This is a genomic window from Synechococcus sp. CCAP 1479/10, assembly GCF_019038515.1.
Classification (GTDB): domain Bacteria; phylum Cyanobacteriota; class Cyanobacteriia; order PCC-6307; family Cyanobiaceae; genus Cyanobium.
In genome coordinates this window covers 113,758-130,943 of the sequence record NZ_JAFKRJ010000026.1, presented here as the reverse complement: position 1 = coordinate 130,943, position 17,186 = coordinate 113,758, and the positions used below count along the sequence as shown (strand labels likewise).

The following is a 17,186-nucleotide window of genomic DNA, read 5'->3' as shown; positions in this document are numbered from 1 at the left end:
AATCCCATGCGAGTACCGCATGCGGCTGGACCCCATCACGGTCATCGAATGCGGGCATGCGATGCGGTCCGGCATCACCGTCAGGTCTCACAGTTATGGATCGCCTCAGCGGCGGATCGTTCCTTCACACCATGAAGGTCAGGACGGCTGTGGCGGTTTACATTGAGTGCACACGTTCATGGTGCCGATGTCAAAGGAAGAATCCAGTGACGCGGAGTCTTCCCCGGCGCCATCCACGTCCCCCGGTTCACAGGCCGGCATGCATCTGGTGGCCATCGGGGCCTCGGCCGGCGGCCTGGAGGCCCTGCAGACCCTTCTGGGCAACCTTGCCCCCGGCGGCAGCGTGGCCTATGTGGTGGCCCAGCACCTCTCGCCCGACCACGGCAGCCTGATGGTCGAGCTGCTGGCGCGGGTCACGGCGCTGCAGGTGGTCGAGGCGGTCGACGGGGCCGCCTTGCTGCCGGACACGGTCAGCGTCTGCCCCCCCAACCACGACATCAGTGTGGAAGGGAAACGGTTAAGGCTGGTGGCGCCCGAACCCCGCTTCGGCCCCAGCCCCAGCGTTGACCGTCTGTTCGATTCGGTCGCCGAGCACTGGAACGGCCATGGGGCCGCCGTGGTGCTCTCGGGCACCGGCTCCGACGGGGCCCGCGGCCTGCGGGCCGTGCGGGCCGCCGGTGGGCTCACGATCGCCCAGACGCCCGAGAGCGCCCGGTTCGCCGCCATGCCCACCGCCGCCGTTGCCCTGGGTGGGGCCGACCTCGTCCTCGAGCCGGCCGCCATCGCCCATCACCTCACCGGGCTGATGGGCTCGGCCGGCGACTGGGTGGAGCTGAACACTCCCGACCTCAGGGGCCTCAACGTCTCCAGTGCCCTGGAGCTGCTGCTGCACAACAGCGGCATCGACTTCAGCCAGTACAAGGCGTCCACCCTGCAGCGTCAGCTGGCACGCCGCATGGCGATCCGCCAGATGGAGAGCATGGAGGAGTACCTGCGGCTGCTGGCGGCGGACAGCAGGGAGGTCTCGGCCCTGGTCCACAACCTGCTGGTCACCGTGACCTCCTTCTTCCGCGACCCGGAGTCGTTCGCGGTCCTCGGCGAGCTCCTGAAGGACTATGTGGCCCAGCGCACCCGCAAGGACCGCCTGAGGGTGTGGGTGCCGGGCTGCGCCACCGGCGAGGAGGTCTATTCCATCGGGATGCTGTTCAGCGAGGCGCTCGGCCACCCCCAGGACCTGACCCATCACCTCAAGATCTTCGGCACCGATCTCGACGAGGACAGCCTGGCCGTGGCGCGCCGGGCCACCTATCCCGCCGCCTCCAGCCTCGCCATCCCGGAGTCGCTGCGGGAACGCTTCGTGGTGCCGTTCCACGGCGAGGTCCAGATCTGTGAGGCCCTGCGCAACTGCGTGGTCTTCGCCCGTCACAACGTGGCCGTCGACCCGCCCTTCCCGCGTCTGGACCTGATCTCCAGCCGCAACACCCTCATCTACTTCACCCAGCCCCTGCAGGACCGGGTACTGACGCAGTTCCGCTTCGGCCTGCTGCCCTCGGGTCTGCTGTTCCTCGGCCGCACGGAGTCGCTGGGCCACAGGACCGAGGGCTTCGATGTGGCCAACGCCGAGCACCGCATCTTCCATCGCACCGCGGAACACCAGTTCAGCCGCTACACCCCGGCCATCCAGCCCTCCCAGCGCCAACCGACCCTGTTCAGCCCGGTCGGGAGGATCTCGATCCTGCGGGAGACCGTGGTCGAGGAGCATGTCGCCACCCTCGAAGCGCTGGTCCGCACCACCTGCGCTCCCTGCGTGATCCTCGATGAGAACCACGGACTGGTGGAGGTGATCGGCGATGTCAGTCCCTTCTGCCGGCTCACCGAGGGCCGGATCTCCACCGCCGCCACCACCTTCCTGCTGCCGGAACTGCAGGCCGAGGCCCGCGCCCTGCTGCTGATCGTGCGGACCGACCGCCAACCGGTCCGCAGCCGGCTGCTGCACCTGCCGGACTTCGCCATCAACCTGCGGCTGGAGGTCCGGCCCCTCCAGGTCAACGAGCGGGTGCTGACCCTGCTCAGCTTCCTGCGGGAACCCCCCGACGGCGCCGATCAGGCCTCCACAGATATTCCGCTGATCCGCGACCCGGACTTCGACCAGCAGATCGCCAGGCTGGAGAAGGAGCTGCTCACCAGCCACGACACCCTGCGTCGTTCCCTCTCGGATCTGGAGGAGGCCAACGAGGAGCTGGAGGCTTCGGCCGAGGAACTGCAGGCTTCCTCGGAGGAGCTGCAATCCTCCAACGAAGAACTGGAATCCTCCAACGAGGAGCTGCAGGCCACCAACGAGGAACTGGCCACCCTCAACCAGGAGCTGCGGGCCAGAAGCTCCGACCTGCAGGCGCTCAGCACCGACCTGGAGAACATCCAGAACTCCCTCAACCAGGGCATGGTCATCGTCGACCGGGAGCTGTGCATCACCCGGTTCACCCCCCTGGCGGTGCGGGTCTTCGCCCTGGTGGAGGATGACATCGGACGGCCCCTGCTGGGCATTCCCACCACGGTGCCCCTGCCGGGACTGCGGTCGGCCCTGGCGGAGGTGGTCGGCGGTGCTCCCCGGCGCAACATCGAAGCGGTCAACGAGGACATCGCCTACCTGGCCCAGGTGCTGCCCTACCAGGAACGGGAGGGGCAGCGGCTCGGAGCGATCGTCACCCTCACCGACGTGTCGGAACTGCTGGCCCTGCGACGGGCCGCTGAGGACTCGCTCGATTCCTTCTCCAGCCTCACCGATGCCCTGGAAGAGGCGGTGTGGAAGCGGGACGCCGACCTCCACCGGCTGCTCTATGCCAGCCAGCGCATCCTGCCCCTGACGGGCTGGAGCCCGGCCGAGCTGTTCGCCCGTCCGGAGCTGCTCGACGACGCCATCCTTCCGGAGGACCGGGATCGGGTCTGGGCCAGCCGTGACCCGGCCCAGGGGGGCTGGTCGGTGCAGTACCGGATCATCCGCCGCGATGGCGAGCAGCGCTGGGTGACGGAGAACGCCAAGGTGCTCACCGAGGAGATGGATCGCTATGTGGTCGGCACCCTCTCCGACATCACCCAGCAGCGCCAGGCCCAGGAACATAGCCGCGACCTCTCGGTCCTGTTCGAGACCCTGATCCGCAGTCCCAGCTTCTCGGTGGCGGTGTTCGACGGCAACCAGCGGGTGGTGATGGTCAACGCCAGCCTGTGCCGCCGGATCGGCTTCGAGCGCGACACCCTGGTGGGGTCGCCCGCCTCCCTGTTCTGCCAGCTGCCGGAGGAGGCGACGACCCCCGTGGTCAGCGATGCGCCCGCCGATGGGCCGCTGTTCGTGAGTGACTCCTTTTCCCTCCGCCATCGGGATGGCCGCACCCTGGAGGCCAGGGTCGAGCTCTGGCCGCTGCCCTCGACGATGGGGACCGGCTCGCTGCTGATGGTGCTGCCCTCGCCTCAGCCCTGATCGGGCCGCAGCAGGGCCCGCAGGCGGCGGGCCAGGGCCTCCAGCGGCCCCCCCTGGGGCGGACAGCTGCAGCGCACCCCCGTGGCCCCATCCATCCAGACCGGATGGCTGCCCTGCCACAGCAAGGGGTGGTCCTCCCCCTGGCGCCAGGCCAGGGTGAGGTTGAGATCCTCACCGCTGCGGTAGATCTCCAGCTCCAGATCCTCCGCCGGCACCCGTTCGCCCTCGGGTGTGCGGGCCTCCAGCCGCAGGCAGAGATCCAGGCTGTCCCCGTGCACTGCCCCCACCACTGCATGGCGCAGGGGCTTGCGGCAGAGATCGGCCGCCGCCGCCACCAGCTGGCAGAGGTCGGTGTTGGCGCTGCCGATGGAGGACTCAGGCGACGGCATCGATCGCCATCACCTCCAGGGTGAGCGGACCGGCCCGGAAGCCCGGGTTGGCGGAGCCATCGTCGCCGAACTTCGAATGCAGGATCTGGAGCCGGGTGATCCGCTCGGCGTCGAAGCGCAGGGGCAGGCCGAGGGGCAGGGCCTCGATCGGCTTGGCCCGGATCGAGGCCCGCAGCTGGGAGAAGGGGATCCGCACCCGGCAGGGGCCATCGGGATCGGTGGCGAAGTTCGCCACCCAGCGCACACCACCGGGGATCATCTCGGTGAGACCCGCCACCCCGTCGGCGCAGGCCACCGCCAGCTTGTAGTGGCGGCCGTCGCCGTGGAGCTCCAGCTCGAAGGCGGCCTGCTCCGAGAGATCCAGGGGAGGGGAAAAGATGGGCGAGCGGCAGCTGACGAAACCACCGCCCTGCTCCACCACCTCCGCCTCCAGCCGCAGCCCGCGACTGCTGACCGTGCACAGCCCCGAACTGCGCCCACCCATGACGGTGTCGTTGAGGGCATGCCAACCACTGAAGCCATCGCCGCGGATCACCTGCATGGGAGCCCTCAGGCGCCGGGGAGGTCGGCGGCGGCGGCGGCATCGGCCAGGATCACCACCACGCCGGCCGGCCGCACCAGCCGGGCGGGGGTGCGCTCGGCGGGCTCACTCGGGTCCAGCAGCCGGGCGAGCGCCTGGCGTTTGCCGGCGCCGCTGACCAGGAAGATCACCCGGCGGGCCGCCGAGAGCACCGGCGCGGTGAGGGTGATGCGGGGCAGGCCCTTGCCCTCGCCGATGGTGACCGGGCGATCGCTGACGCCAGGGGCCGCCGTGCCGGGGAACAGGGAGGCGGTGTGGCCGTCGTCGCCCAGGCCCAGCAGCAGCACGTCGAAGCGGGGCAGGACGCCGGGACAGAGGACCGCCAGCTCGGAGGCGTAGGCCTCGGCGCTGGCCTGCGGGGTGGGGCGGTCGGTGGGCACCGGGTGGAAACGGGCACGGCTGGCCGGCGATTGGGCCAGCAGGGTTTCCCGCAGCATGCGGGCATTGCTGGAGGGGTCGTCGGCCGGCACCCAGCGCTCATCCCCGAGCAGCACATCGACCCGCTCCCAGGGCAGGTGTTCCTCGGCCAGCCGGGCGTAGGCCGCCCGGGGGGTCTCCCCCCCGGCCAGGGCGATCTGGGCCCGGTCCCGCTCCGCCAGGGCCAGATCGATGCCGGAAGCGATCTGCTCCGCCGCCTGGCGGGCCAGATCTTCCGGGCTGGTGGCGACGATCAGCTGATAGCGCGTGCTGGGTTCGGTCAAACGAGCCACTCGGTGTGGAACGCGCCGGGGCGGTCCGTGCGCTCATAAGTATGGGAGCCGAAGCAATCGCGCATGGCCTGCACCAGGTTCTGGGGCAGGCGGCCGGTGCGGTAGCTGTCGATGTAGTCGAGGGTGCTGCTGAGGCAGGGCACGGGGATGCCCGCCAGGGCGGCCCCAGCCACCACCTGGCGCAGGCCGGCCAGGCGCTGGTTGACCTGGGCGGCGAACCAGGGATCGAGCATCAGGTTGGGCAGGGAGGGATCGGCGCCGTAGGCGTCCTGGATGCGTTGCAGCAGCCGGGCCCGGATGATGCAGCCCCCCTTCCAGATCTGGCCGATGGCCGAGAAGTCGAGGTTGTAGTCGTGGAGTTTGGAGGCCTCCTGCAGCAGGGCCATGCCCTGGCCGTAGCTGGCGATGCAGGCCAGGATGCAGGCATCCCGCAGCGGCGCCATGCCGGTGGCCGGCTCCCCGAGGGGGAAGCTGTGGGGGGCGGGGGCGTGCAGCACCGCTTCGGCGGCCATCCGCTCGCTGCGCAGGGAGCTCAGCACGCGGGCGTTGAGGGCGGCGTAGATGGTGGGCACGGGCACCCCCATCTCCAGGGCGCTGACCACGGTCCACAGGCCGGTGCCCTTCTGGCCGGCGGCATCGACGATCAGCTCCACCAGGTCACCGCCGCTTTCGGGATCCTTGGTGCGCAGGCACACCTCGGTGATCTCCACCAGGAAGGAGGCCAGCTCTTCGGTCTGGTTCCAGCCCCCCAGCACGTCGGCCATGGCGTCGCCATCGAGGCCGCCGATGCGCTTCATCAGGTCGTAGGCCTCGGCCAGGATCTGCTCGATGCCGTACTCGATGCCGTTATGGACGGTCTTGACGAAGTGGCCGGCGCCGCCGGGGCCGATGTAGGTGACGCAGGGGCCGTCCTCCACCTGGGCGGCCATCTTGGTGACCAGGCTCTCGATGGCGTCGTAGGCCGCCTTGGTGCCGCCGGGCATCATGCTCGGCCCCTCCAGGGCCCCCTTGGCGCCACCGGAGACGCCCATGCCGATGTAGCCGAAGCTCTTGCTCTCCAACTCCTTCACCCGTCGCTCGGTGTCGGTGTAGAGGGAGTTGCCGCCGTCGATCAGCAGATCGCCTTCCTCGAGCAGCGGCGAGATGCTGGCGATTGTGGCATCCACCGGATCGCCCGCCTTCACCATCATCAGGATGCGGCGGGGCCGCTCCAGCGCCGCCACGAACTCCTCGAGGCTGGCCGCTCCCACGATGTCCTTGCCGGCGCCGCGTCCGGCCAGGAACTCCTCGGTCTTGGCGTAGGTCCGGTTGTAGACGACGCTCGAGAAGCCGTTTCTCTCGGCGTTGAGGACCAGATTCTCACCCATCACGCCGAGGCCGATGAGTCCGAAATGCGCCTTGCCCATAGGAGCGTGGATGTCTTGCTTCCTCGCCACTGTGGCCAGCGGTCGGCGGAGCGTCGGTGTCCCGGGGGGGGATGTCAGCAACTGCTGGCCCAGCCCTCCCCCGGGGCGGGCCTCAGATGACGGTGCCGTCGGCGATGGTGCCGTTCTTCACCACCACGACGATGCCGTTGCGGATATAGAAGTTGAGCTCCGGCCGGTCGGCCTCCTCCACCCGGTCCTTGTTGACGATGGTGACGTCGCGGCCGATGCGCACGTTCTTGTCGAGGATCGCCCCCTTCACCGTGGTGCCCCGGCCCACGCCGATCGGGGTGCCGCCCCGCTCGCGCAGCACCAGCCGTTCCTCGGAGGATTCGAAGAAGTCGGCCCCCATCAGCAGGGTGTCCTGGAGCACCACCTCGTCTTCGACCCGGGAGCGCACGCCAAGCACGCAGTGGTGGATGCTGCAGGCCTTGAGCAGGGATCCTTCGCCGATGATCGACTGGGTCACCTGGGCGTCCTGCAGCTTGCTGGGGGGCAGGTAGCGGGGCCGGGTGTAGATGGGGAACTTCTCGTCGTAGAAGGAGAAGGCCGGGTTGGGCTGGTCGGTGAGGGCCAGGTTGGCCTCGTAGAACGCCCCGATCGTGCCGATGTCCTCCCAGTAGTCGTCGAAGAGGAAGGTCTGCAGGTGGTCCCCCCGGCCGAGGGAGGCGGGGATGATCTCCTTGCCGAAATCGGTGGCCTCCGGATGGCTGGCCAGCAGGTCGAACAGGGTGTTGCGGTTGAAGACGTAGATCCCCATCGACGCGAGATAGGGCCGCTTGGCGGCCTCCTCGGCGGAGAGGCCGAGGCTCTCGGTGTTGACCCGCATGGCCTCCAGGGCGTCGCCCTTGGGCTTCTCGCTGAACTCCAGGATCCGGCCGTCGGAGGAGGTGCGCATCAGTCCGAAGCCCTCAGCCTGGGCCGCATCCACCGGCAGGGCACCCACGGTCAGTTGGGCGCCGCAGTCGATGTGGTGCTGGACGAACTTGCTGTAGTCCATCCGGTAGAGCTGGTCACCGGAGAGGATCAGGACGTGGTCCACGTCCCACTCCTGGAACAGCCACTGGTACTTGCGCACCGCATCAGCGGTACCTTCGAACCAGCTGGGGCTGTCGGGGGTCTGCTGGGCGGCCAGCACCTCCACGAAGCCCTGGCCGAAGCCGGAGGAGAGGTTGTAGCTCATCGTCAGGTGACGGTTGAGCGAGGCGCTGTTGAACTGCGTCAGCACGTAGATCTTGTTGATCTCCGAGTTGATGCAGTTGCTGATGGGAATATCGATCAGTCGGTATTTCCCGGCGAGGGGAACGGCGGGCTTCGCCCGCATCTTGGTGAGGGGGTAGAGACGCGTTCCCGCACCGCCTCCCAGGATGATGGCCAGAACGCGTTTCATGAGCCCAGTCCTCGGTCCTTGGCTGGCCAGACCGTACTGGAGCGTGGTGACGCGGAGCGCCGCGCTGCTGCTTCTCGGTTCATGTTCCGTTGCAGTGAAATGGGGTGCTGGAGCCGGTGAAGCGGGGACCCTCCCGGGGGGCGGGGCTCAGGCCTCCGGCGGGTCGTCGTGAAGCTCGAAGAGGTCCTGCAGCACCCCCATGGCCGCGCGCCGCTGCTGGCGGGGCTGGGGGGCGCGCAGCCGGGTGACGGGCGTGTGCAGGATCTTGTTGATGATCCCCTTGCTGAGGGCTTCGACCACCTTCCGCTCCCGGGCGGAAAGGTCCGGGCCCATGCGGCTGAGGGCCTTCTGCAGCTCCTGCTCCCGGATGTCCTCCAGCTGGAGACGCAGCCGGTTGACCAGGGGCACCGCCTCGAGGCCATCCCACCATTCCAGGAACAGCCTGGCCTCCTCGGCCAGCAGCCCCTCGGCCTCGGCGGCCATCTCCCGGCGGGCCTCCTGGTTGCGGGCCACCACCTCCTGGAGATCGTCGACGTCGAAACTGTCGACACCCTGGAGTTCGGCCGCATCGGCGCTGATGTTGCGGGGCACACCGATATCGATGAGCATCAGGCTGGAGCGGCGGTTGAGCCCCTCCAGCCGCCGGGCCGTGATGATCGGCTCCTCGGCGCCGGTGCTGGTGAAGACCAGCGAGCAGGTGCTCAGGCAGTGGTCGAGGTCGTCCAGGGGACGGCACTGCACGGGCAGGGCGGGGAAATCGGCCGCCAGGGCCTCGGCCCGGGCGACGGTGCGGTTGAGCACCACCACCCCCCGGCAGCCCTTGGCCTGCAGGTGCTGCAGCAGCAGCCGGGCCATGCGGCCCGCCCCCACCACCGCCACCTGCTCCTGGTCGAGCGGCACCAGATCATCGGTGCCCCGGGCCTGGCCCACCTTCAGCTGGGCCAGCTCGACGGCCGCCGAGCTGATCGACACCGCCCCGGTGCCCAGGTTGGTCTCGGTGCGCACCCGCTTGCCGGTGCTCACCGCCTGGTTGAGCAGGCGGTTGAGGATCGGGCCCACGGAGCGGTGCTCCTGGCCGAGGCGCACCATCTTCTTCACCTGGGAGAGGATCTGACCCTCCCCCAGCACCAGGCTGTCGAGCCCGGCGGCCACCCGCAGCAGGTGGCCCACGGCCTCCTCGTGGTGGTAGGTGAACAGATGGGGACGCAGCTCCTCCACCGCCAGGCCGGACTGCCGGCTGAGGAAGTCGCCGACGGCCGTGATGCCCTGTTCGGGATGGCGCAGGAGCGTGTAGATCTCCAGCCGGTTGCAGGTGCTCAGGATCGAGGCCTCGATCACCTGCTCATCCGCCCGCAGCCGCTGGAGGGAATCCTCCATGGTCTGCTCGGGGATGCTCAGGCGCTCGCGGATTTCCACCGGAGCCGTGCGATGGCTCAGACCGACGACGGCGATGTGCATGGAGGCGGGCTCCGAGGTCCGGACTCTGGTGGGATCAGCGCAGGGCGATGCTCTTGGCGCCCTCCTTGATATGCACCGTATCGGTGAAGCGGGCGCTGCGGTCGAGGGTGCTGATGATCAGGCTGCTGGTGCGGGTGCAGTCGGCCTCGAAGACCACGCCCTTGAACAGCAGGCCGGGGGTGATGCCGCTACCGGCGAAGACCACGTTCTCGCCGGAGGCGAGCTCCTCGGCCTCATAGACCTTGTCGACGTCGGTGATGCCCATCTCGTTGAGGCGGGCGATGTTGCCCTCCTTGGTGTAGTCGGCCCACTCGCTGGTCTGGGCGATGGCGGGGTCGTACACCAGCTGGCCCTGGAAGTGGCCGCCGAGGGCCCGCAGGGCGGCGGCGGAGATCACACCCTCGGGGGCGGCGCCGATGCCCATCAGGCAGTGGGTGCCGGTGCCGGCGAAGCCGCAGGCGATGGCGGCCTGCACGTCACCGTCGCTGATCGGCTTGACGCGGGCGCCGGTGGCGCGGATCTCGGCGATCAGGGCCTTGTGGCGGGCGCGGTCCATCACCACGATGGTGAGGTCGCTGGCGGGCACACCCAGGCACTCGCTCAGGATGGCGATGTTCTCGGTGGCGCTCTTGCGGATGTCCACCTTGCCCTTGGCGGCCGGGGGCGCCGCCAGCTTCTTCATGTAGAAATCGGGGGCATAGAACAGGCCGCCGCGGTCGCTGGCGGCGAGCACGGCCATCGAGCCGTCCTGGGCGTTGGCACAGAGGTTGGTGCCTTCGCAGGGGTCGACGGCGAAGTCGACGCCGGGGCCGGTGCCGCTGCCGACTTCCTCGCCGATGTAAAGCATGGGGGCTTCATCGCGCTCCCCTTCCCCGATGACGATCCGGCCCTGCATGGCAATGCTGCCCATGCGGGTGCGCATCGCCTCGACGGCAGCCGCATCGGCTTCGTCCTTCTTGCCGAGGCCGGTCAGGCGGGCAGAGGCGATGGCGGCCTGCTCGACGACTTCGAGCAGTTCCTGGATAAGAGTGCGATCCACAACGGTCCGGCAGGGGGAGGGGCCTCAACGAGGGGCCGGCACGCCGGAGGCGGACCGCAGGCAAAGCGGGGAAAGATCCAGCCGCTGCAAGGCCTCTCGGAGTCGAAGCGGGGCCATCGTATCAGCGCGCCCGGGAGCACCCCGGGAGACCCATGGTGGGCCGCTCCTTACAATCCCTTCATTCTTCCGCTGCGGTGGCCGTCCATGAGCACCAAGCCCCTGGTGATCTCCCCGTCGATCCTTTCGGCCGACTTCTCCCGCCTCGGCGACGACGTGCGGGCCGTCGACGCCGCCGGTGCCGACTGGATCCACGTGGACGTGATGGACGGCCGCTTCGTGCCCAACATCACCATCGGCCCGCTGATCGTCGAGGCCCTGCGCCCGGTGACGACCAAGCCCCTGGACGTGCACCTGATGATCGTCGAGCCCGAGAAGTACGTGGCCGATTTCGCCAAGGCCGGCGCCGACATCATCAGCGTCCAGGTGGAGGCCTGCCCCCACCTGCACCGCAACCTCAGCCAGATCAAGGACCTGGGCAAGATGGCCGGTGCCGTGCTCAACCCCAGCACCCCCCTCGACACCCTCGAGTACTGCCTGGAGCTCTGTGATCTGGTGCTGATCATGAGCGTCAACCCCGGCTTCGGCGGCCAGAGCTTCATCCCCTCCCAGGTGGAGAAGATCCGCCAGCTGCGCCGCCTCTGTGATGAGCGGGGTCTGGATCCCTGGATCGAGGTCGACGGCGGCATCAAGGCCGGCAACGCCTGGCAGGTCATCGAGGCCGGTGCCAATGCGATCGTCAGCGGCTCCGGTGTCTTCGGCCAAGCCGACTACGCCGAGGCCATCACCGGCATCCGCAACAGCCGCCGCCCCGAACCGGCGCTGGTCTGATGCTCAAAAGGCCGCCCACAGCGGGCGGCCTTTTGATGGACAGGACCTTGAGAGTGGGGCCCGTGAGGAACGGGCCCTTTCTTGTTGCGCCGCTGCTCAGCTGCCCAGGAACCAGCCGTAGCTGTGCAGGCCGATGCCGAGCAGATTCACGCCGATGTAGCAGACGGCGATCACCACCAGGCCGGCCGACGCCACGATCGCCGGTCGGCGCCCCTGCCAGCCCCGGATCAGACGGGTGTGCAGGTAGGCGGCGTAGACCAGCCAGCAGATCAGGGCCCAGGTCTCCTTGGGATCCCAGCTCCACCAGCTCCCCCAGGCCTCATTGGCCCACACGGCGCCGCTCACCAGACCCACGGACAGCAGCAGGAAGCCCACCGTGATCGTGCGGTAGCTGAGGCTGTCGAGCTGCTCGCTGATGCGGAAGCTGCTGCTGCTGAGCGCCATGGCACCGGGGCCGTCGCTGGCCAGCTGGGCCTGGCGGAAGCCGCCGCTGCCGATCGAGCTGCTGCGCAGCTCCAGATCCTGGTTGCGGTCGACGAACAGCACGGCCACCGACAGCAGGGAGCCCACCAGCAGGGCGGCATAGCTGACCATGATCACGCTGACATGCATCACCAGCCAGCTGGAGCGCAGCGCCGGCACCAGGGGCGAGGCCTCCTGGAGGCGATCCGGCAGGGCGAAGCTGGCGAAGGCCACGCAGCCCAGGCCCATCGGGGTCGCCGCCGCCGCCACCAGCGGGTTGGGCCAGCTGCGCTCCACCAGCAGCTGGGTGAGGGTGCAGGCCCAGGCCAGGAAGCAGAGCGACTCGTAGAGGTTGCTGATCGGGAAGTGGCCCGACTCCCACCAGCGCAGCACCAGCTGGGCGGTGAGGCAGAGATTGGCCGAAGCCACCAGGATCCTGACCACCGGGTTGCTGTGACCGCCGCTGACGGACCAGAAGGCGATGGGCAGCACCAGCAGGAGCAGGGCGAAGGCCGCGAGGCCGAGGCCGATGACCGGATCGTTCACCAAGGGAGCGGATCGAAACCGACCTACTTTGCCGTGCCATCCCCCCGGTGGGGGCCTCAGCGGCTCGCCTGACGCAACAGCCAGAGTCCTCCGGTCAGGCCAATGATCACCGGCAGCCAGGCCGCCATGAAGGGCATCAGGGTGCCGGTGATCCCCAGGGAGCTGAAGATGAAGGACATCAGGTAGTAGCCGAAGATCAGCAGCACGCTGATGCCGAACCCCTGGCTGCGGCTGGTGCGCGAGTTGGGTCGGACCCCCAGGCTGCTGCCGATCAGGCCGAACACCAGGCAGATGGCCGGGAAGGCGAACTTCTCCTGGATGCGCACGCGCAGGCGTCGGGCTTCCTTGGTGTTGTTGGCCTCCAGCAGCAGCCGCTCGGCCGTAAGCGCCTGGCCCACGGTCATGGTGCTGGCGTCGGTGGGCAGCTGGGCCACCTCGATCGGGTCGCGGGTGAAGGGGTAGAGGTAGCGGTCGAAGCTGGCGGAGGTGGTGGTGCCGGTAGCAATGTCGATATTGGTGATGCGGCCCTTGTTGAACTCCCACATGCCCTCCGCCTCGTTCCACTTGCCGGTGAGGGCCGTGAGCATCTGCCGGTAGCCGTGGCGGGAAAAGTCGAGCAGGGTGACATCGAGCATGACCCCCTTGCGGAACTGGCGGGCATGGAAGATGTGGGTCAGCCACTTCACCGATTCGCCGTTGGGCAGCTTGACGTCGGTGAAGCGGGAATAGAGGGCGTTGTCGCTCTGCTCGGTGGCGATGGCCTTGCCCAGGGCCCGCTCCAGGCTGTTGGTGGCTTCCAGATTCGCCCGCGGCACGATCGCGTCGTTGAAGACGAAGGTGAGCAGGGTCATCACCAGCGCCAGGGCCATGGCCGGCAGCACCATGCGCCGGGTGCTCACGCCCACGCTGCGCAGGGCGGTCAGCTCGCTGCTTCCCGACAGGCGGCTGTAGGCCAGCAGGGTGGCCATCAGGGTGGCCATCGGGAAAGACAGCACCAGGAAGGAGGGCAGCCTCAGCAAGAGCACCTTCATCGCCGCCAGCACCGGCAGGCCGGACTCGGCCACCCGGCGCACCAGCTCGAACACCGCTCCCACCGAAAGGGACACGGCCGTGAAGGCGGCGATGCCGAACAGCAGCGGGCCCAGCAGTTCCTGCAGCAGCCAGCGGTCGAGCAGGGGCAGATCCCGCCAGCGCGGCACCCGCTTCCAGTCACGCAGCCGTTGGCCGCCCGGCAGCTGCAGCCAGGTGGGGCGCTTCTCGAGCAGGGCCCCCTTCAAAGCTGGAAGCCCTCGCCGAGGTAGTGACGCCGCACCAGGGGATCGTTGGCCACGGAATGGGAGGCACCGGAGGCAAGGATCCTGCCATCGGCCAGGATGTAGGCCCGGTCGGTGATCGCCAGGGTCTCCCGCACGTTGTGATCGGTGATCAGCACGCCCATGCCCCGGCCCCGCAGGCTGTCGATCAGGGCCTGGAGATCGGCGACGGCCATGGGATCCACCCCCGCGAAGGGTTCGTCAAGCAGCAGGTAGCGGGGGCCCTGGTCGCCCACGGCGAGGGCCCGGGCCACCTCGCAGCGGCGCCGCTCACCGCCGGAGAGCTGGTAGCCGCGGCGGTGCTGGAAGCCGCCCAGATGGAAATCCTCGATCAGCACCTCCAGGCGTCGGCGGCGCCCGGCCGGATCCGAACCGCTCTCCTGCAGGGCGAGCATCAGGTTGTCGCGGACGCTGAGCTGGCGGAACACGCTCGCTTCCTGGGGGAGGTAGCCGATGCCGAGACGGGCGCGGCGGGGCATGGGAAGGTGGGCCACCGACTCACCATCCAGCAGCACCTCACCGCAGTCGGGCCGCAGCAGGCCGGTGACCAGGTTGAAGGTGGTGGTCTTGCCGGCCCCGTTCGGACCCAGCAGCCCGACCACCTCCCCGGGGTGGAGATCCAGGCTCACGTCGGTCACCAGGGGGCGGCCGGCGAGGGTGATCGCCACCCTCTCCAGAACCAGGCTCACGGCTTGGGGGTGGCAGGCTTGGCTGCGTCAGGCTTGGACGTGCCCTGCTGCTGCAGGCGGAACTTGCTGAAGACCTGCTTGCCGGCCGGCGGCTCCGCCAGCATGCGCTCGCTGTCGAGCTGATACACCAGCCGCTCCGCCCGCAGCCGCTGGCCATCGGTGTCGATCACGTCGACATCGCCGGTGAGCACCAGGCGCCCCTCATTGCTGAAATACTGGGCCTGCCGCGAGGTGGCCGTCATGCCGCGATCGGCATAGACGATGCGCACGTTGCCCGTGGCGGTGACGATGCCGTTCTGATTGTCAGCCTGCTGCACGTCGGACTCGATCGTGACCATGCCGGTGGCGGGCGTCTTCGGCCGCTGGGTCTGGGCCGTGGCGGCCGGCGCCTGGGCCGCGACGGGGCGGGACGGGAGCACCAGCAGGGCGGCGCCCACGAACCCCGCGGCGAGCACGAACAGCAGTGGGCGGGGGGGCAGGGTCAAGGTGGAAATCGTGGAGGCCTTGAGTGTGCTCAATGTACCGGCGCCGTGCCCGTTCCCCGCGCCAGTTCCAGGCGCGGCAGGGGCAGGCCGCTGAGGTCGGCCTGCTGCTGGAGGGCCTCCAGCCGCTGGGCGGCCAGAAGCCGGACCGGCCCCAGGGCCAGGCCCAGGGCCTCGTCGCCGCAGCCCCGCAGCCGGCCCAGCCCCTCGCCCATCAGCACCGTGGCGCCGCGGCGGTTGTCGCGTTCCAGGTGCAGTTCAGCCACGGCGATCTGCAACAGACCCTGGAGAACGGGCCGCATCGGACCCTGGGTCTCATGCCAGAGCTCCTCGAAGCCGTCGTGGCAGGCATACCACTCGGCCGCGTTGAAGTGTTCGATCGCCTGCTGCAGGCGAGGGTCCGCCTGCAGCAGGGTTTCCTCATCGGCGGATGGGGCGCCGGGACTCAACGCTTGGCGGGCTTCTTCACCGGCATCTTGCGCAGCCGGATCGACTCGGGGGTGACCTCCAGCATCTCGTCGGGGCCGATGTACTCGAGGGCCCGCTCCAGGGTCATCTGGATCGGCGACTGGAGGGTGTCGAGCACCTCAGCGCCGGCCGAGCGGATGTTGGTGACCTGCTTGGCCTTGCAGACGTTGAGCTCGAGATCGGGCGGACGGTTGTGCTCGCCGACGATCATCCCCTTGTAGACCTTGGTGCCGGGGGTGATGAAGAACTGGCCGCGGTCCTCGGCGCCCTTGAGGGCGTAGAAGGTGGCGGTGCCCTCCTCGAAGGCGATCAGCACGCCGTTGCGGCGGGCGTCGAAGTCACCCTGCATGGGGCGGTAGTCGAGGAAGGAGTGGCTCATGATCCCCTCGCCGCGGCTGGCGCGGATGAACTCGCCCCGGAAGCCGATCAGACCCCTGGAAGGCACCACGAACTCCAGCTGGGTGCGGCCGTCGCTGGTGGCCTCCATGTTCTGCATTTCGCCCTTGCGGATGCCCAGCTTCTCGATGCAGCTGCCCACCGCCTCCTCGGGCACGTCCATCACCAGGGTCTCGAACGGCTCGTGGGGCGTGCCGTCGATGGTGCGGAAGATCACCTGGGGCTGGGACACCTGGAACTCGAAGCCCTCGCGACGCATCGTCTCGATCAGGATGCCGAGGTGCAGCTCACCGCGGCCGCAGACCGAGAAGCGGTCGGGGGAGTCGGTGTCCTCGACCCGCAGGGCCACGTTGGTGAGCAGCTCCCGCTGCAGGCGATCACGCAGTTGGCGGCTGGTGACGAACTTGCCTTCCTTGCCGGCGAAGGGGGAGTCGTTGACGACGAAGGTCATCTGCAGGGTGGGTTCGTCCACCTTGATCAGCGGCAGGGCCTCGGGATGGTCGGGGCAGGCGATGGTCTCGCCGATGTTGACCTCATCGAAACCGGCGACGGCCACCAGATCGCCAGCCCGGGCTTCGGGGATCTCCACCCGCTGCAGCCCCTGGAAGCCGAGCAGCTTGCTGATGCGACCGCGCTTGATGCTGCCGTCGTCGCGGATCAGGGCGACGTTCTGTCCGCCGGCGATCGTGCCGTTGTGGACCCGGCCGATCATGATCCGGCCGAGAAAATCGGAGTAGTCGAGGGTGGTGACCTGCATCTGCAGGGGCTTGGTGGGATCACCCACCGGAGGCGGCACATGCCGCAGGATGGCGTCGAAGAGCGGCTTCATGTTGTCGCTCTCAGTGGCCATGTCGGGCTTGGCGTAACCGCCCATGCCGCTGCCGAAGAGATAGGTGAAATCGCACTGGTCGTCATCGGCGCCGAGCTCGATGAACAGATCGAGCACCTTGTCGACGGCCTGCTCGGGATCCACACGGGCCCGGTCGATCTTGTTGACGAAGACGATCGGCCGCAGGCCCTTCTCCAGGGCCTTCTTGAGCACGAAGCGCGTCTGGGGCATGGGGCCTTCGTTGGCGTCCACGATCAGCAGACAGCCATCCACCATGCCCAGCACCCGCTCCACCTCACCGCCGAAGTCGGAGTGACCGGGGGTGTCGACGATGTTGATGCGGATGCCGTTGTAATCCACGGCGGTGTTCTTGGAGAGGATCGTGATCCCCCTCTCCCGCTCCAGATCGTTGGAATCGAGCACACAGGTGGGCACCGCTTCACCTTCGCGGAAGATGCCGGACTGCTCGAGCAGGGCATCCACCAGGGTGGTCTTGCCGTGGTCGACGTGGGCAATGATCGCGATATTGCGTATCGGGGCGCCTTTGATGTCGCCGCTCATGGGGATGTCGTCCTGCGAAGGTGAGGGAAGGGGTTCGACGGAATCGAATCGACGGTGGTCGTTTCCAGGGAAACGGGGCGTTGATGG

The 17,186-nt window shown here is 68.6% G+C and carries 15 protein-coding genes; 2 read left to right on the top strand and 13 right to left on the bottom strand.

What is annotated here, in order from left to right; translation table 11 throughout:
• The first annotated feature begins 259 nt into the window (after positions 1 to 259).
• On the top strand, positions 260 to 3,475 hold the full coding sequence (locus KUG39_RS08880; protein ID WP_216914564.1) for a chemotaxis protein CheB: 3,216 nt from the start codon (positions 260 to 262) through the stop codon (positions 3,473 to 3,475).
• Here the strand turns inward: KUG39_RS08880 and KUG39_RS08875 are convergent.
• The 7 genes from KUG39_RS08875 to glpX all read right to left on the bottom strand — a co-directional run bounded on the left by KUG39_RS08875 (position 3,466) and on the right by glpX (position 10,465).
• Positions 3,466 to 3,864, bottom strand: a complete 399-nt coding sequence (locus tag KUG39_RS08875; protein WP_216914561.1) for a DUF8659 family protein — start codon at positions 3,862 to 3,864, stop codon at positions 3,466 to 3,468. The genes KUG39_RS08880 and KUG39_RS08875 overlap by 10 nt on opposite strands.
• Positions 3,851 to 4,405: a CIA30 family protein gene (locus KUG39_RS08870; RefSeq protein WP_216914559.1), complete on the bottom strand. Its 555-nt coding sequence runs from the start codon at positions 4,403 to 4,405 to the stop codon at positions 3,851 to 3,853. Before KUG39_RS08870 ends, KUG39_RS08875 begins: the two co-directional genes overlap by 14 nt.
• Before the next feature lie 8 nt (positions 4,406 to 4,413).
• Entirely contained in the window at positions 4,414 to 5,145 is a 732-nt protein-coding gene (pgl, locus tag KUG39_RS08865) for a 6-phosphogluconolactonase (protein ID WP_094584535.1), read from the bottom strand.
• Positions 5,142 to 6,560 (bottom strand): NADP-dependent phosphogluconate dehydrogenase, encoded by a 1,419-nt coding sequence (gene gnd / locus KUG39_RS08860; protein WP_094584534.1) that lies wholly within the window; start codon positions 6,558 to 6,560, stop codon positions 5,142 to 5,144. The genes pgl and gnd overlap by 4 nt, the downstream gene beginning before the upstream one ends.
• 112 nt (positions 6,561 to 6,672) lie before the next feature.
• Positions 6,673 to 7,968, bottom strand: coding sequence for a glucose-1-phosphate adenylyltransferase (locus KUG39_RS08855; RefSeq protein ID WP_094584533.1), 1,296 nt, complete (start codon positions 7,966 to 7,968; stop codon positions 6,673 to 6,675).
• Positions 7,969 to 8,115: 147 nt separating this feature from the next.
• Entirely contained in the window at positions 8,116 to 9,426 is a 1,311-nt protein-coding gene (locus tag KUG39_RS08850; protein ID WP_094584532.1) for a glutamyl-tRNA reductase, read from the bottom strand.
• Between the two features lie 34 nt (positions 9,427 to 9,460).
• Complete coding sequence (glpX, locus tag KUG39_RS08845) at positions 9,461 to 10,465, bottom strand: class II fructose-bisphosphatase (RefSeq protein WP_216914557.1); 1,005 nt, start codon at positions 10,463 to 10,465, stop codon at positions 9,461 to 9,463.
• A gap of 204 nt (positions 10,466 to 10,669) precedes the next feature.
• Between glpX and rpe the strand changes: the two genes are divergently transcribed.
• Complete coding sequence (rpe, locus tag KUG39_RS08840) at positions 10,670 to 11,353, top strand: ribulose-phosphate 3-epimerase (RefSeq protein WP_216914555.1); 684 nt, start codon at positions 10,670 to 10,672, stop codon at positions 11,351 to 11,353.
• Between the two features lie 96 nt (positions 11,354 to 11,449).
• On the opposite strand, the gene ccsB is transcribed toward rpe, so the two are convergent.
• From ccsB to typA, 6 genes are read right to left on the bottom strand one after another with little or no spacing between them, the layout of a single operon-like run.
• Complete coding sequence (gene ccsB / locus KUG39_RS08835; RefSeq protein ID WP_094584721.1) at positions 11,450 to 12,361, bottom strand: c-type cytochrome biogenesis protein CcsB; 912 nt, start codon at positions 12,359 to 12,361, stop codon at positions 11,450 to 11,452.
• A 56-nt stretch (positions 12,362 to 12,417) separates the two neighbouring features.
• Positions 12,418 to 13,638 (bottom strand): LptF/LptG family permease, encoded by a 1,221-nt coding sequence (locus tag KUG39_RS08830; RefSeq protein ID WP_502988644.1) that lies wholly within the window; start codon positions 13,636 to 13,638, stop codon positions 12,418 to 12,420.
• The gene (gene lptB / locus KUG39_RS08825; RefSeq protein WP_094584529.1) at positions 13,635 to 14,363 is read right to left on the bottom strand and encodes an LPS export ABC transporter ATP-binding protein; all 729 of its coding nucleotides are present in this window, start codon (positions 14,361 to 14,363) and stop codon (positions 13,635 to 13,637) included. Before lptB ends, KUG39_RS08830 begins: the two co-directional genes overlap by 4 nt.
• Complete coding sequence (locus tag KUG39_RS08820) at positions 14,360 to 14,848, bottom strand: LptA/OstA family protein (protein ID WP_233133815.1); 489 nt, start codon at positions 14,846 to 14,848, stop codon at positions 14,360 to 14,362. Before KUG39_RS08820 ends, lptB begins: the two co-directional genes overlap by 4 nt.
• 29 nt (positions 14,849 to 14,877) lie before the next feature.
• The gene (locus tag KUG39_RS08815; RefSeq protein ID WP_094584527.1) at positions 14,878 to 15,294 is read right to left on the bottom strand and encodes a DUF309 domain-containing protein; all 417 of its coding nucleotides are present in this window, start codon (positions 15,292 to 15,294) and stop codon (positions 14,878 to 14,880) included.
• On the bottom strand, positions 15,291 to 17,099 hold the full coding sequence (typA, locus tag KUG39_RS08810; protein ID WP_015108155.1) for a translational GTPase TypA: 1,809 nt from the start codon (positions 17,097 to 17,099) through the stop codon (positions 15,291 to 15,293). The genes KUG39_RS08815 and typA overlap by 4 nt, the downstream gene beginning before the upstream one ends.
• Positions 17,100 to 17,186: the final 87 nt, after the last annotated feature.

What these genes read in the sequence shown, in the direction of transcription:
- typA (WP_015108155.1), bottom strand. Translation starts at nt 17,099, where the DNA reads ATGAGCGGCGACATCAAAGGCGCCCCGATACGCAATATCGCGATCATT.
- KUG39_RS08855 (WP_094584533.1), bottom strand. Translation starts at nt 7,968, where the DNA reads ATGAAACGCGTTCTGGCCATCATCCTGGGAGGCGGTGCGGGAACGCGT.
- KUG39_RS08875 (WP_216914561.1), bottom strand. Translation starts at nt 3,864, where the DNA reads ATGCCGTCGCCTGAGTCCTCCATCGGCAGCGCCAACACCGACCTCTGC.
- gnd (WP_094584534.1), bottom strand. Translation starts at nt 6,560, where the DNA reads ATGGGCAAGGCGCATTTCGGACTCATCGGCCTCGGCGTGATGGGTGAG.
- KUG39_RS08850 (WP_094584532.1), bottom strand. Translation starts at nt 9,426, where the DNA reads ATGCACATCGCCGTCGTCGGTCTGAGCCATCGCACGGCTCCGGTGGAA.
- KUG39_RS08870 (WP_216914559.1), bottom strand. Translation starts at nt 4,405, where the DNA reads ATGCAGGTGATCCGCGGCGATGGCTTCAGTGGTTGGCATGCCCTCAAC.
- KUG39_RS08880 (WP_216914564.1), top strand. Translation starts at nt 260, where the DNA reads ATGCATCTGGTGGCCATCGGGGCCTCGGCCGGCGGCCTGGAGGCCCTG.
- rpe (WP_216914555.1), top strand. Translation starts at nt 10,670, where the DNA reads ATGAGCACCAAGCCCCTGGTGATCTCCCCGTCGATCCTTTCGGCCGAC.